Source organism: Methylobacterium tarhaniae, from assembly GCF_001043955.1.
Taxonomy (GTDB): Bacteria; Pseudomonadota; Alphaproteobacteria; order Rhizobiales; family Beijerinckiaceae; genus Methylobacterium; species Methylobacterium tarhaniae.
On record NZ_LABZ01000240.1, the window covers coordinates 1 to 14,224 of the forward strand.

At 69.6% G+C, this 14,224-nt stretch carries 11 protein-coding genes and 3 pseudogenes; 3 read left to right on the top strand and 11 right to left on the bottom strand.

From position 1 onward, the window contains the following. Window positions 1-107: 107 nt before the first annotated feature. Window positions 108-274: pseudogene (locus tag VQ03_RS34785) on the top strand (transposase); the annotation flags it as partial. Window positions 275-506: 232 nt separating this feature from the next. On the opposite strand, the gene VQ03_RS26825 reads toward VQ03_RS34785, so the two are convergent. The 10 genes and pseudogenes from VQ03_RS26825 to VQ03_RS33395 form a co-directional block, all read right to left on the bottom strand. Further along, window positions 507-1,034, bottom strand: a complete 528-nt coding sequence (locus VQ03_RS26825) for an NAD-glutamate dehydrogenase domain-containing protein (protein ID WP_245292206.1) — start codon at window positions 1,032-1,034, stop codon at window positions 507-509. Between the two features lie 334 nt (window positions 1,035-1,368). Then, on the bottom strand, window positions 1,369-4,452 hold the full coding sequence (ydiJ, locus tag VQ03_RS26830; protein WP_048453979.1) for a D-2-hydroxyglutarate dehydrogenase YdiJ: 3,084 nt from the start codon (window positions 4,450-4,452) through the stop codon (window positions 1,369-1,371). A 214-nt stretch (window positions 4,453-4,666) separates the two neighbouring features. Then, window positions 4,667-4,837, bottom strand: coding sequence for a hypothetical protein (locus VQ03_RS33390; RefSeq protein WP_157064272.1), 171 nt, complete (start codon window positions 4,835-4,837; stop codon window positions 4,667-4,669). Between the two features lie 86 nt (window positions 4,838-4,923). Beyond that, window positions 4,924-6,174: a pyridoxal phosphate-dependent aminotransferase gene (locus VQ03_RS26835; RefSeq protein ID WP_048453980.1), complete on the bottom strand. Its 1,251-nt coding sequence runs from the start codon at window positions 6,172-6,174 to the stop codon at window positions 4,924-4,926. Beyond that, the gene (amaB, locus tag VQ03_RS26840; RefSeq protein ID WP_048453981.1) at window positions 6,171-7,715 is read right to left on the bottom strand and encodes an L-piperidine-6-carboxylate dehydrogenase; all 1,545 of its coding nucleotides are present in this window, start codon (window positions 7,713-7,715) and stop codon (window positions 6,171-6,173) included. Before amaB ends, VQ03_RS26835 begins: the two co-directional genes overlap by 4 nt. 28 nt (window positions 7,716-7,743) lie before the next feature. Beyond that, the gene (locus VQ03_RS26845; protein WP_048453982.1) at window positions 7,744-9,027 is read right to left on the bottom strand and encodes an NAD(P)/FAD-dependent oxidoreductase; all 1,284 of its coding nucleotides are present in this window, start codon (window positions 9,025-9,027) and stop codon (window positions 7,744-7,746) included. A 92-nt stretch (window positions 9,028-9,119) separates the two neighbouring features. After that, window positions 9,120-10,496 (bottom strand): 2-oxoadipate dioxygenase/decarboxylase HglS, encoded by a 1,377-nt coding sequence (hglS, locus tag VQ03_RS26850; protein WP_048453983.1) that lies wholly within the window; start codon window positions 10,494-10,496, stop codon window positions 9,120-9,122. A 122-nt stretch (window positions 10,497-10,618) separates the two neighbouring features. Further along, window positions 10,619-11,188 carry a transposase gene (locus tag VQ03_RS31175; protein WP_083468239.1) on the bottom strand — a complete coding sequence of 190 codons (570 nt, stop codon included), beginning with the start codon at window positions 11,186-11,188 and terminating at the stop codon, window positions 10,619-10,621. A 178-nt stretch (window positions 11,189-11,366) separates the two neighbouring features. After that, window positions 11,367-11,705: pseudogene (locus VQ03_RS35335) on the bottom strand (transposase); the annotation flags it as partial. 942 nt (window positions 11,706-12,647) lie between these two features. Continuing rightward, window positions 12,648-12,797, bottom strand: a complete 150-nt coding sequence (locus VQ03_RS33395) for a hypothetical protein (RefSeq protein ID WP_157064273.1) — start codon at window positions 12,795-12,797, stop codon at window positions 12,648-12,650. 40 nt (window positions 12,798-12,837) lie between these two features. Here VQ03_RS33395 and VQ03_RS35100 point away from each other — a divergent pair, with 40 nt between their 5' ends. Both VQ03_RS35100 and VQ03_RS26860 read left to right on the top strand, forming a co-directional pair. Next, on the top strand, window positions 12,838-12,969 hold the full coding sequence (locus VQ03_RS35100) for a hypothetical protein (RefSeq protein WP_280948508.1): 132 nt from the start codon (window positions 12,838-12,840) through the stop codon (window positions 12,967-12,969). Window positions 12,970-13,017: 48 nt separating this feature from the next. Then, window positions 13,018-14,087: pseudogene (locus VQ03_RS26860) on the top strand (IS630 family transposase). On the opposite strand, the gene VQ03_RS35340 reads toward VQ03_RS26860, so the two are convergent. Then, complete coding sequence (locus tag VQ03_RS35340; protein WP_425350101.1) at window positions 13,985-14,221, bottom strand: RHS repeat-associated core domain-containing protein; 237 nt, start codon at window positions 14,219-14,221, stop codon at window positions 13,985-13,987. The pseudogene VQ03_RS26860 and the gene VQ03_RS35340 sit on opposite strands and share 103 nt — an antisense overlap. Window positions 14,222-14,224 lie beyond the last annotated feature (3 nt).

Below are 14,224 nucleotides of genomic sequence, written 5' to 3' on the forward strand. Positions count from 1 at the left end.
CGATGGCCACCCCCGCGAGAGATCCCGCCGGCTACAGCGCTGTGAAAGCCGCGCAGGCGGGCTCTCCCGCTCTCGGTCAGCTACACCACTCTAAGGGACACCCCCTGGGTGATCGCAAGAGCGTCCAGCCAATGGCGGCCCCCGGGCCGATGGGGTTTCCTACGACCGGCTGCACCACTTCATCGCGGCTGGGATCTGGGAGGAGGCTCCGCTGCAGCGGGCGCTGCTCGGCGAGGCCGATCGCCTCGTCGGCGGTGTGGATGCGATCCTGGTCGAGGCCGGCGCGACTCGCCACGGCCGCGATCTTGCGGCGCACGACCGGCACGTCGCGGACGGGGCTTGCATAGGCCGTGGCCGTAAACAGGCCGACGAGGCGGACCTCGCCGGCGAGCCGGCCGGTCGGCGAGAACAGTTTGGAGCGCGCGAAGTCGCGCGAGCATGGCCGCGCCGTCCTCATCGGCACACGCCACGGCGTGGAAGGCCCGTACGAGGTCCGCTTCCAGGCGTTAGCGATCCTCGCCCTCGATCCGATCGACGTGGATGTGGATCAGGCTTTCGCGGACCCAGCCGTCATTTGCCTCCGCCGTGGTCTCGCCGACGAGCCGCCTCAGGACCCCAGCCGAATCGCGCTCGACGCCGAGGATCGGATGGGCGACGAGGTCGGGCGACAGGCCGTGGGCCGTCAACGCGGCGAGCGTGGAATCGAGCAGGAAGGGCCGGTTGTCATCGACGACTTCGACCACGGTGATGCCTTGGGATTGCCTCCCGCGCGTGACACGGACGTCGTGGAGCGCCACATCTGCCGGGCGCCCCGGCCGGCGGGGCCGCGCGAGGTGATCCCGGGCCGCCACGGTGAGCGTGGCGAGCGATGCAGGCGCATAGTCCCCGAGGTCGTCGACCGAGACCCGGCCGAAGAGATCCCTGACGAACTCACCATATTCCGCTTGGCCACCGACCGCGTCGGTGACAGCTTCGATCAATCTGTCGCGGATCATTGCCGTCTGGGCACTGGCGCGTATTTCCAAAGACATCATGCGCACCTGGTTTCGCGAGCAGCCGGCAGCGGCCTGGCCTCGTCTTGAATCGTGTCGAGCCGACCGCTCAGTACTGAAGTATCCTAGACAGGAAGGTCTGGGCGCGCTCGCTGCGGGGGCCAAAAAACCCCTCCTGTGCGTCCTCGACGATCTCGCCCTCGTCCATGCTGGAGTTGGCGGAGCTGTACGGCGGTTCGCTCGTGCGAGAGGCGTCGCGGTTCGGCGGCCTTGTGGTGCGGTTGTCCCCACCCGGGTGATCAACTCGGCCCGGGGGACGCCATGGCACTCGTAGCCGCCGTATTATGCAAGCCTGCACATGCCATAACAATTAACTCTATATTGACATAGCCAGCGCCGGCAAAGATAAGCTGCTGCCAGTCGGTGAAGCGGGCGCGAGGATCTCGGTCAAAACATGGTCGCGCAGGATCTCGACCGGGTGCGGCAGTCGCACGCCGTCGATGATCTTGACTTGCGAGCGGCACGAATACCCGTCGGCGAGGAGGCGGTCGGTCCGGCCATGCTCCGCCACGGGCCTCGCCCAGCCAAGGCCGTAGATCCGCTCGGAGGTCGCTCGGTTCTCGGCCTCGTGGCCGTAGGTGCCGGCCATGCCGCAGCAGCCTGAGGGCAGTACCGCGAGGCGCAGGCCGAAGGCCCGGAAGACGGTGCTCCACGCCGCCAAGGCCGGCAGCGCCGTCGCCCGCTCGGTGCAGTGCGGCAGCAGCCAATAGGGTTCGCCATCCGCCTCCGAGTCGCTGACGTCGAGCCACGCGGCGAGCCATTCCTGCACGAGCAGCACCTGCAGTAGCTCTTGTCCCGGCAGGGCCTGCTTGTATTCGGAACGGTAGGTGAGCGTCATCGACGGATCGAGGCCGACGAGCGCGACGCCGGTCGCCGCGAGCCGGCCGAGATCGTCGGCGTTCCGGGCGGCGACCTGCGCGAAGCGACCGAGGAAGCCGTGGACGTGCAGCGGCTTGCCGTTCGGCCGGTAGGGGGCGAGCCAGGGCCGGACGCCTAACCTGATCAGCAGGTCGAGGAGGGCCAGCAGAACCGGCGTGTCGTAATGGCTGGTGAAGGCGTCCTGCACCACGACGACGTGTGAACGCCGCTCGGCCGGCGAGAGTCGAGCCAAGACCTCCGCATCGGCGAGGGCGACGCCCCGGAGCGCCAGTTCCCGCCCGAAATCGAGCCCGGACAGCTTCGGCGCGTGAACCAACCCGACCGACTTAGCCATCCCTAACCCCATCGCGGCGTTGACGAGGCGCGGGGCCCGAGCGAGCCAGGGTGCCAGCGGCTCCAGGGCCGCGATGGCGTGGTGGCGAAGCGGCCGCAGGTAGCGGCCGTGATAGAGTTCGAGGAACTTCGCCCGAAAGGTCGGCACGTCGACCTTGATCGGGCATTGTCCGGTGCAGGACTTGCAGGCGAGACAACCCGCCATCGCCTCGTGCACCTCGTGCGAGAAGTCGTCGTCGCGCCGGGTCAAGGTCGCGGCGAGGCGGGCCGGGAAGCCGAGCCAGGCTGGACGGGCGCGGAACGCACGCGACTCCGCCAGTGGGTCGAATCCTTCGGCAGCCAGCCGCCGCAGCCATTCGCGCATCAGATGGGCGCGGCCCTTGGGCGAATGCCGGCGCTCGCGCGTGCCCTTCCAGGACGGGCACATCGCCTCGTCAGGATCGTAGGTGAAGCAGGCGCCGTTGCCGTTGCAGTGCAGGGCCTCGTCGTAAGCCGCTCGCACCTCCGCCGGGATCGCCCGGTCGTGGCCGCCCTTGGTCGGCACGCCGTCGATGGTGAGCAGTGCGCCGCCTTCGGGTACCGCGACCTTCCCCGGGTTGAACTGGTTCAGCGGATCGAAGGCGGCCTTCACCGCCTGGAGCGCCGGGTAGAGCGGGCCGAAGAACCGGGGCGAGAACTCCGAGCGCACGCCCTTGCCGTGCTCGCCCCAGAGCAGCCCGCCATATTTCTGGGTCAGCCCGACGACCTCCTCGGTGACCGCGCGCACCAGGGCTTCCGCGCCCGGCGCCTTCATGTCGATCGTGGGCCGGACGTGCAGCACGCCGGCATCGACGTGGCCGAACATCCCGTAATCGAGGTTGCGCCGGTCGAGGGCCGCCCGGAACTCGGCGATGAAGTCGGCGAGGTTTTCGGGTGGGACCGCGGTGTCCTCCACGAAGGCGATCGGGCGCGCCTCGCCCTTCTGGTTGCCGAGAAGGCCGACCGCCTTCTTGCGCATGGTCCAGATCCGGCCGACCTCGGCCTCAGCCCGCGCCACCGTGTAGCCGCGCCGCCCCGCTGCAGGTCCTCTTTCGTCGAGCATGGCGGTGAGGCGGGCGAGCGCGCCGGCGACCGCCGCCTCGCTATCGCCGACGAACTCGACGAGGTTGACGCCGCGGGCCCGCTCGCCCGCATCCTCGGGGAAGAAGGCGGCGACGCCGTCCCAGATCGGATCGCCCTGGGCCAGCGCCAGCACCTTGGAATCGACCGTCTCGATCGACGCCGGCGCGAGGCGGCTCAGCGCCCGCGCGTCGCGCAACGCCGCGTCGAAGCTCGCATAGCGCAGGTTGACCAGGGCGACGTGGCTCGGCAGCGGCAGGACGGCGAGCGTGGCCTCGGCCAGGAAGCCGAGGGTGCCCTCCGAGCCGCACAGAACCGCGTTGAGGTCGAAACGGCCGTCGGCGCGCCGGATATGGGCGAGGTCGTAGCCGGTGAGGCAGCGGTTGAGGGGCGGGAACGTCGCGTCGATCAGCGCCGCGTTCTCGCGCTGGATCCGGTCGACCTCGCGGTGGATGGTGCCGGCCCGGTCGGGCCGTGCCTGTACCGCCGCGAGCCCGGCCGCGTCGAGGGGCTCGGAGTGCCAGACCGTGCCGTCGGAGAGGATCGTGGTCAGCGCCCGCACGTGGTCGCGGGTCTTGCCGTAGAGGCACGAGCCCTGGCCGCAGGCGTCGGTCGAGATCATGCCGCCGATCGTGGCGCGGTTCGAGGTCGAGAGCTCGGGGGCGAAGAACAGCCCGTAGGGCTCGAGCGCCGCGTTGAGCTGGTCCTTGACCACGCCGGCCTCGACCCGGACCGTGCGGGCCTCCGGGTCGATCGCCAGGATCCGGTTCATGTGCCGCGACAGGTCGACCACGAGCCCGTCGGTGAGGGACTGGCCGTTGGTGCCGGTGCCGCCGCCGCGGGGCGCGATCCGCACCTCCTCGAAGCGGTCCTCGGCGAGCAGCCTGGCGATGCGCACGAGGTCGTCGCGGTCGCGAGGGTAGGCCACCGCCTGCGGCGTCAGCTGGTAGATCGAGTTGTCGGTTGCCAGCACGGTGCGGTCGGCGCGCGACAGGGAGAGATCGCCGGCAAAGCCCCGCGCCCGCAATTCGGCGCAGAAGGCCGCGTGGAGCGGCACCGTCTCGGGCCCGGGGGATAAGTGCGGGATCATGACGTCGGAATCTTCGATGTGAGAGATGATGCTTGGCTCTCCCGGTCGTGCGACCGGGACCGCGCTTTGACATCAGTGCGTGACGGAGCATGCGCGAGTCGCCAGCCTGCTCTCCCTCCCTGCGCTCGCGAGCCTTCGAACGCACCTCGGACCGGTCCTTGCCCCTCCACGTCGGGCAGTCGGCGTCGCCCGACCGACATTCCCATCCAACGCATCACGTCAGAACCCCGGAACCGGCCACACACCCGCCGAGGTCCAGCCGATAAAGCGGCCTGATCGACAGCCGATCGTGCGGGGCGAGCGGGATCGTCGACGGCGCTGGCTCCAGCGTCATCGACGGATCCGGGGCCATGAGGATCTCGGCACCAAGAAGATCTGCATCCACGCAGACCTCTCGCGCGCGGAGGATGTCAGGGCCCCCTCATCCAGTCCCGAATGGCGGGTCGTGGCGACACGGGCAAAGCCCGTCGCTCAGGAATTCGCCCGGACCGGAGCGACGAGGGCCGAGCAGGCCTGCGCGATGCGCGCGAGTGCGACCCGCAACTCCTCATCCGAGGTCGCGTAGGAGATCCGGAAGAACGGTTCCAGGCCGAAGCAGGAACCCGGCACCACGGCGACGTCGGCGTCCAGCAGGTAGTCGGCGACATCGCGGTCCGAGCCGATGACGCGCCCCTCGGGCGTGCGCGTCCCGATCAGGCCGGCGCAGCTCGCGAAGGTGTAGAACGCCCCGTCGGGGACCGGGCAGTCGAGGCCCGGCACGGCGTTCAGCCCCTGCACGACGAGGTCGCGCCGCCGCTGGAACGCCATGCGCCGCTCGGCGACGACGTCCTGCGGGCCGTCGAGCGCCGCGATGGCCGCCGCCTGGCTGACCGAGCACGGGCAGGACGTCGCCTGGCTCTGGACCACCGCCATGGCCTTGATCAGCGCGGACGGGCCGCCGCCGTAGCCGATGCGCCAGCCCGTCATCGCATAGGCCTTCGACACGCCGTTCACCGTCAGCGTCCGCTCGGTGAGGTCCGGGGCGACGGCCGCGAAGGTGGCGAACCGGAACCCGTCGTAGACGATGTGCTCGTACATGTCGTCCGACATGACCCAGACCTGCGGATGCCGGCGGATCACCGCGGCGAGCGCCGCGAGGTCCTCCGCCCGGTAGCCCGCGCCCGAGGGATTGGACGGCGAGTTGAGCAGGAGCCAGCGGGTGCGCGGCGTGATCGCCGCCTCGAGCTGGGCGGGCTGGAGGCGGAACCCGGCTTCCGCCCCGCAGGGCAGGAGGACCGGCCGTCCCCCGGCGATCGTCACGATGTCGCTGTAGCTCGTCCAGTACGGGGTCGGGATGACCACCTCGTCGCCCTCGGCGAGGGTCGCCATGAAGGCGTTGTACAGGATCTGCTTGGCGCCGGCGCCGCAGGTGACCTCGTCCTGCGTGAAGACGAGGCCGTTCTCCCGCGAGAACTTGCGACGGACCGCCTCCTTCAGCTCGGGCGAGCCGTCGAGCGCGGTGTACTTGGTCGCCCCGGCGCCGATGGCGCGGATGGCGGCGTTCTTGATGGGCTCGGGCGTGTCGAAATCGGGCTCGCCCGCGCCGAGGACGATCATCGGGCGGCCGGCGCGCTTGAGCGCCCCGGCCTTGGCGGTGATCCTCAGGATCTCGGACACGCCGATCGTGGCGATCCGGGGCGCCGGGGAGAAGCCGGCGCCGGGGGAGCGGAGTGCGGCGCTCATGCCTGCGCCGAGCCCCCGTCGACGTTGAACTTGACGCCCTGCGCGAGCGGCAGGGTGCGGCCGTAATTGATCGCGTTGGTCTGGCGCCGCATATAGGCCTTCCAGGCGTCCGAGCCGCTCTCGCGGCCGCCGCCGGTCTCCTTCTCGCCGCCGAACGCCCCGCCGATCTCGGCGCCGGACGGGCCCATATTGACGTTGGCGATGCCGCAATCCGAGCCGCGGGCCGACAGGAAGCGCTCGATCTCGCGGATGTCTGTGGCGAAGATCGAGGAGGACAGGCCCTGCGGCACGCCGTTCTGCAGCGCGATCGCCTCGTCGAGGGTGCGGTAGGTCAGGACGTAGAGGATCGGCGCGAAGGTCTCCTCGATCACCGGCCCGACCTGGCCCGGCATCTCCACCAGCGCCGGGCGGACGTAGAACGAGCCGGGGCCGTTGACGTTCACCCGCTCGCCGCCATGGACCTTGCCGCCCACCGCACGCGCCGCGTCGAGCGCTCGCGCCATGCCGGTAAACGCCGCCTCGTCGATCAGCGGCCCGACCAGGGCGTCGCTCGTCAGCGGATCGCCGACCGAGATGGTCTCGTAGACGCCGATGAGGCGCGAGACGAGGGCGCCGCGGACCGATTCGTGGACGATCAGGCGGCGCAGGGTCGTGCAGCGCTGCCCGGCCGTGCCCATGGCGCCGAAGGCGACGGCGCGCAGGGTCAGGTCGAGATCGGCCGAGGGCGTGACGATCGAGGCGTTGTTGCCGCCGAGTTCCAGGATCGGTCGCGCGAAGCGCCGCGCCAGGCGCTCGCCGACCTCGCGTCCCATCCGGGTCGAGCCGGTGGCCGAGACCACGGGCACGCGGGGATCGTCCACCAGGATCTCGCCGACGTCGCGCCCGCCGACGAGCAGCGTCGAGAGGCCCGCCGGCACGCCGCCGAAGGTCGACGCCGCCCGCTCGAACAGGGCCTGGACCGCGAGCGCCGTGAGCGGCGTCTTCTCGGACGGCTTCCACACCACCGCGTCGCCGCACACGAAGGCGAGCGCCGCGTTCCAGCACCAGACCGCGACCGGGAAGTTGAAGGCCGAGATCACCCCGACGACGCCGACCGGGTGCCACTGCTCGGTCAGCTTGTGCTCGGCCCGCTCGGACTGGATGACCAAGCCGTAGAGCTGGCGCGACAGGCCGACGGCGAAGTCGCAGATGTCGATCATCTCCTGGACCTCGCCGAGGCCTTCCGAGGGCGACTTGCCGACTTCGAGGCTGACGAGGCGGCCGAGCGCGTCCTTGTGCCGGCGCAGCTCCTCGCCGAGGAGGCGCACGAGCTCGCCGCGGCGCGGGGCCGGGATCGAGCGCCACTCCAGGAAGGCGTCGTGGGCGCGGCCGATCCGCTCGCGCGCCTCCCCGGCCGACACGGTGGCGGCCTCGGCGAGGAGGGAGCCGTCCACCGGCGAGACCACCCGCAGGGGACCGCCCGCGATGCGGTCGGCGGCGATGCCGAGGGAGAGGAGGATGTCGCGGGCCTGGGCCGCGAGCGGGCGGGTCGTGTCGGTCATGGGTGTGTCCCGTATGAAAGGATGTCGATCAGAAGCGCGCATCGGTCAGGTGCGCGACCTGGGCCCCGGCCTCGTAGAAGGCTTCCCGCAAGCGCCGCCGCGGGGCGGCGACCGGGTCGGTGACCGGCAGGGGAAGGTCGTCCTCGCCGATCGTGCCCTGCATCAGCTGGGCGAGGCAGCGGCCGAAGACGGTGCCGGGGGCGATGCCGCGGCCGTTATAGCCGCTGAACGAGACGACGTTCCGGCCGAGGCGGTGGAAGCGCGGCAGGTTGTTCGCCGTCATGCCGATCTGGCCGTACCACTCGGTCTCGAAGGCGACGCCCGCGAGCTGCGGAAACAGCTTGGCCAGCGCCCGCCGGCCCCAACTGCGGTGGATCGCCAGGCCTGGTCCGCGCAAGGCCCCGACGCTGCCGAAGACCAGCCGGCCCGCCCGGTCGAAGCGGAACGAGCTCAGCACCTCGCGGGTGTCCCAGACGCCCTGGCGCTCTGGCAGGATCGAGCGGCGTAAGGCGTCGCTCAATGGCGCGGTCGCCATGTTGAAATACGGCAGGTGGACGAGCTCCGCCCGGATCTCCGGCCAGACCGCGCTGGTATAGGCGTTGGTCGCCACGATGACGCGGGCGGCCTCGACATGGCCCTTCGGGGTGTCGAGGCGCCAATGCGTGCCCGCATCGGCGACCGCGACGACCGGGCTGCCGGCATGGATCCGGGCCCCGGCGGCGATCGCCGCCCCGGCAAGCCCGCGGGCATAGGCGAGGGGCTGGATGGTGCCGGCCCGCGCGTCGAGGAGCGACCCCGCATAGGCGCGGGTGCCGATCTTCCGGGCGGTCTCCTCCGCGTCGAGCAGACGGACCGGGGCGCCGCGGGCCTGCCACTGGCGGGCGCGCTCCTGCAACTCGGCAATGCCCTTCTTGCCGACGGCGCAGTGCAGCGTGCCCTGGCGCTCGGGCTCGCAGGCGATGCCGTGCCGCTCGACGAGATCGAAGACGTCAGCGGGCGCCGCGCCGAGCAGGTCGAGGAGGCGCGAGCCGTGGAGGTCGCCGAGCTCGCCCGGCAGGTCGTCGGGCATCACCCACATGCCGGCATTGACGAGCCCGACATTCCGGCCCGAGCCGCCGAAGCCGATTTCGACGCCCTCGAGAACGGCGACGTCCGCACCGGCCTCCGCGAGATGGAGCGCAGCGGACAAGCCGGTGAAGCCGCCGCCGACGATCGCCACGTCGACCGCGACCCGGCCCTCGAGTGGCGATGTCGGCGGTGCCGGGGGAGCCGAGCGCTCCCAGAGACCGTGGCTGCGCGGGTCGTCCTTCATGGTTTGTGGCTCGCGAATGGCTGTCAAGGATCGTCCGTGCGTTCAGGCGCGCAACCGGATCGGGGATACGGCCGCGCCAGGTCACGTACCGCTCAGGCAGCCTGCCAGAGCGCCGCGCGGACGGCAGCGATCGAGCGCGCCTCGGTTTCCGCGTAGAGCTGGAACGGGTCGAGGACGCTCACCCCGAGATCGGCCTCGAAGGCCGTCTGGTTCGCATTCGCCGCGTAGGCCCGCTGCTCCTGGCCGCCGAGGTTCGACTGGAAGATGCCAGCCGCGCTGACCGGCAGGAAATCCTCGTAGACGATCGGCAGGGCCGCGACGTAGCCCCCCGCCACAAGGTCCTCCATCGTGGTGCCTGCGGGATTGCGCGGCGCGTGGGCGGGCCGCGCGTCGTTCAGGACGTAACGGAAATAGCCCAGGCCCTGGCGCCGGATCTCGTCGTGGTCATCCGGAAATGCCTCGAAGGCCCTGGCGAGGCGCCCGGTGAAATCCGCCCCCGCGCGCCCCTCGTCGCGTACGCTCGCGAGGAGCCGGTCGTAGAGGGCGCGGCCCTTCGGGGTCAGCGCCAGGCCGCGCTGCTCGATCTCGCCGAACCGCGCCGTATGGGTGCCGGGCGTGGCCCCGTCCTCCCCCCGGAACAGGATCGGCTCCTCGAGCGCCTTGAAGCTGGTCTGGCGCAGGAGGATCGGGCAAGCGCGCCGCGGCGGGCCCTCGATCACGTCCTTGGCGGCGATGCCGCGCTGCGGCATGCCCGCCTGGACCGCGTCGATGTCGAGCGTGCGCGGGGTCAGGTGGTTGATATGCGGGCCCTTGAAGCACACCACGTCGGCGATCAGCCGGTGGGCCGTGGCGAGCGCCCGGTAGGTCTCGGCATCGACTGTCGCCTCACCGTGCCAGCGGAAGGTCTCGATGGCCTCGCGCACGAAAAGGTCGGCTTCATCCGAGGTGAGGCCGCCGTTCCGCTCGTGGCGCTCGATCATCGCGAGGGCGCGATCGGTGAAGATCCGGCGCCGCGCGAGGATGCTGCCGGCCTCGTCGCGCAGCTTCGGATCCTCGATCAGGTCGAGGCGCAGGAGCGAGGTGAAGACCCGGAATGGGTTCTTCGCCAGGTTCTCGTCCCGGACCGGGCGGAACGCCGTCGAGTGGACCGGGACGCCGGCGACCGACAGGTCGTAGTAGCCGACCGGCGCCATGCCCATGACGGCGAACAGGCGGCGAATGGTCGACAACTCCTCCGCTGTGCCGAGGCGGATCGCCCCGTGGCGCTCGAGGTCGATGCGCTCCAAGTCGTCTGTGCGTTCCAGGCGGGCCCGGAGCCCGGCGTCGGACGCCAGGACATCGGCGTTCACCGTGGCGACGAGGTCCATGAGCGTGCCGTATTGCGGTACCTCGGCCCGGTACATCTCGGACATCGCACGGCTGAAGCGTGTCCGGACGTCGTCAGAGGTTACGAGGACGGAATCGCTCACGGGACAACACCTTCCAGCAAGGGGGACCGGCCGGCATCGACGGGACGCGGCCGTAAGGGGGGCTCCGGGCTTCCTTTTGGGCCTCCCCAGGTGGACGGCGCAAACGAGGTTCTCTCCTGAGATCATTCCGGACGATCATGACCTGCTGCCGGTGAGGGGAGAGCCCCGTCGGATGGCAGCAGCCGTCCCGCGGGTAGAAGCGGGTAGAAGGACTGCTCGGCAAGGGCCCCGTCGACCTCTCGCGCGCGTGCAGCCTCCAGCGCGGCATGGTCCTCACGCCGACGCGGCGTGAGCAACCGGCGCGGGGAGCGCGTACAGTTCTGCTTCAGCGCGCAGGGTTTGCCGTCCGCGCTGGAGAAGCGGATACGGATCACCGTACGACCCAGATCGCGATCCGGGCTCCAACTCGTCGTCGTGTGTCCCGCGGGACAGATGGCGATCTTTCGATCCCAGTCGATCTGGAAGTCCTGAAGCCTGAACGCTCCCGATTGACGCGATTGCCACTGCGTATCCTGGGGGCTCGGCCCGAGCAGCGTCACGGCGTGATCGCGTGTACTGGCGAGCAACAGCTCCGCATCGACGTAGCCGGCATCGACCAGGTGCGTGTCGGGGAGAAGATCGCGGGCTGCCAGATCGGCCTGGATCGACCCGAGTGCGTCACGGTCGGCAACCGGGGCCAGCGTGGTCGCCACGTGCGTGATCAGGCGGGGGCGATCCGCGTCGCAGGTCTCGGTGAGGTGGAGCTTGTAGCCGGTCCACGTCGTCGAACGCCTCTTGGCGTCGTGGGTCTCTGGATCGTAGGGCGAGGCGATCATCAGCAGTGAAGGAGGAATGCCTTCCGAGGCTGTTCGCCAAACAACCCTCGTGGTGGCGGGAGCGGAACTCGCAAAGCACCGAGGCATCGAAGCCCGGGTCGGTGAGGTCGAGGCCAAGAAGGTCCTTCCAGTCGATGCGGCCACGAGCTGCCTCGGCTGCGCGGCGATCCGAAATGTTTTCGGCGAACTGCAGCATGGTGACGAGCGCCAGCCGCCAGGGTGCCTCGGCCGGGCGGCCGCGGGAGGAGAACAGCGCCGTGAACTGCGCGTCGGTGAACACGGTACCGAGTTCATCCCTCAGCCGCATGTAGGCATGGCCCCGCGGAAACGCGGCTTGAGCTACGGCGGCGGTCTGGCTGGGAACCTCGACGGGCGAGCTTGGCTGCAGCGACATGACGAGCCTCCGCGAGCGTCGGATTGCGTTGTCACATCAACGAGCTAACAAGGCAGAAGGATTCGCCAGCAGTCTCCGATCCGGGGCAATCCCGGACGGATGTCGTGACCGTGGCGGAACTCCCGGGCTGGGAGGACGGCCGCGCAGCGAGAGCGCCGGACACATGGACTAACAAGCGTATTTGATAGAAGGCGGATGGCATATTTTCCTAACAAAGCATTTTAATTCTGTTATATCTAGATATTTTACCGAGATATCGACAATAAATCGGAGATGGCAGGTTTTATTGGTAAATATTTTAGAATTATCCAATCCGAATCAGTTGCAAGCTTGCATCAAGGAGGGATGAGTAACGCGATCTGCCCAGCAGATGCTTCCTATTCGCCTCGGAATATGGCCTGTCTCTGCGGCAAGATTCAGGGTCGCGATTCGCTGTTGCCCCCCCCCAGGGGCCGGGCCGGATGTCGAACGTGCAGATCGTCGCGAACCAGGGTGTTGTGCGTGGGCGGAAGGTGGCCCCGCGCCGGACGGCGTGGCTGCTCGCGCTGTGCGCCTCCACGGCCCTGGTCTCGGTGCCGGCCGCGCCGTTCCTGGCGACCGGGCCGGCTCTTGCCGGGTCCGGCGGCGCAAGCGGCGGATCCGGGTCGTTCTACGGTAAGGGCGGCGTCGACAATTTCAGCGGCGGCAACGGAGCGCCCGGCGACTACGCGCCGGACGGCACCTACAAGACCGGCGGCGGCGGCGGCGGCGTGAAGGGAGGAGCCGGCGGCAAGGCCTACGGCGGTGCCGCCGGCGGTGCCGGGGGAACGCGGCCGGCGCCAGCGGAGCGGCTGGCGGGGCCTCGGCCGGCGGCGGCGGTGCGCATGGCTATGTCGGCGGGGCCAGCGGCCTCACGGGCAGCAAGACCGGCGGCGCGGGCGGCGCCGACGGAGCCACCGCCAATCAGAACACCGGCGGCGGTGGCGGTGCCGGCGGCTCCGCTGCCGTCATCACCTCCGGCAGCACGCTCAACCTGTCGGGGCTCACGCTCACGGGCGGCCAGGGCGGCAGCGGCGGCGCGGGCAGCGCCAGCTCCCAGATCAAGGGCGGCAACGGAGGCACCGGTGGTTTAGGCCTCTTCATCGCGAACGGTATGACCTTCACCTCGGGCTCGGGCGTCGTCATCACGGGCGGCGAAGGCGGTACCGGTGGCGACGGCTACTACTACTATACGACCAACAACGGCGGCACCCTCGATTGGATCGAGGGCTCGCTAGTGCATTGACGCATTCATAGGATTCACAGGGGGCGTGAGGCATGCGCGTCTGAGGGCATGGCTCAGACTGTCTGTGTGACCCCCAGCGCCACTGACCTGGCGCACCTATCCGCTATCGTCGTCGATCGGGCGCGGCCCCTCAAGCACATCCAGCGTGCCCGCATCGTCCTGCTCTCGGCCGAACGCCTCTCCGTCCTGGACGTCGCCCACCAGGCAGGTGTCAGCCGACCCGCGGTGTGGCGCTGGCAACAGCGATACGCCGAAGCAGGCGTCGAGGGCCTCTTGCGCGACAAGACCCGTCCGCCCGGCAAGCCGCCCCATTCCACCGACACCGTCGCCGAGGTGCTCGCCCTCACCTGCTCCGAACCGCCCGGTGAGGTCACCCATTGGACCGGCCGCGCCCTGGCGCGAGCCGTCGGGATCTCCCTGCGGTCGGTCCAGCGCATCTGGGACGCACACCGCCTCCAGCCGCATCGGGTGCGCAGCTTCAAACGCTCGAATGATCCCGCCTTCGCCGAGAAGGTGGAAGACATCGTCGGCCTCTACATGGATCCGCCACGCCACGCTGTCGTGCTCTCGCTTGACGAGAAGAGCCAGATCCAGGCCCTGGAGCGCACCCGCCCGAGCCGACCTGTCACCCCCGGTCGCCCCGAGACACAGACCCACGACTACATTCGTCACGGCACCACGACGCTGTTTGCCGCGCTTGACGTGCTGGAGGGTACCGTGATCGGGCGCTGCATGCAGCGTCACCGCCACGACGAGGTCCTGCGCTTCCTCAACACCATCGAGGCGGCGGTGCCGGCCGGCAAACTGATCCACGTGATCCTGGACAACGACGCCACCCACAAGCACCCGAGGGTGCAGGCTTGGCTGGCCCGGCACCCGCGCTGGATCTTCCACTTCACCCCGACTTCTGCCTCGTGGATGAAGCGATCGAGGGCTTCTTCTCCGCCCTGACCCGGCGCAGGCTGAAGCGAAGCAGCTTCAGCGGGATCGTCGACCTTCAGGCCGCGATCAACCGCTACATCGCCAAGCACAACGAAAAGCCGAAGCCCTTCGTCTGGACCAAGCCGGCCGCCGCCATCCTCAATGCCGTCAACGGCAACGCTGCACCATCTGAATGAATCAATGCACTAGACCCTCCGTTAATACCAATCGGATCCGGACTAACATACTGCCCCGCCTCGGCATCGTAGTACCGGAACCGGTTGTAGCTCAGCCCATTCTCATTGTCCGCCCACTGACCCGGGAACCCGATCGG

Coding starts and splice junctions, on each gene's coding strand:
- ydiJ (WP_048453979.1), bottom strand. CDS start 4,452: ATGATCCCGCACTTATCCCCCGGGCCCGAGACGGTGCCGCTCCACGCG.
- amaB (WP_048453981.1), bottom strand. CDS start 7,715: ATGACCGACACGACCCGCCCGCTCGCGGCCCAGGCCCGCGACATCCTC.
- VQ03_RS35100 (WP_280948508.1), top strand. CDS start 12,838: ATGACCTTCACCTCGGGCTCGGGCGTCGTCATCACGGGCGGCGAAGGC.
- VQ03_RS26835 (WP_048453980.1), bottom strand. CDS start 6,174: ATGAGCGCCGCACTCCGCTCCCCCGGCGCCGGCTTCTCCCCGGCGCCC.
- VQ03_RS26845 (WP_048453982.1), bottom strand. CDS start 9,027: ATGAAGGACGACCCGCGCAGCCACGGTCTCTGGGAGCGCTCGGCTCCC.
- VQ03_RS26825 (WP_245292206.1), bottom strand. CDS start 1,034: ATGATGTCTTTGGAAATACGCGCCAGTGCCCAGACGGCAATGATCCGC.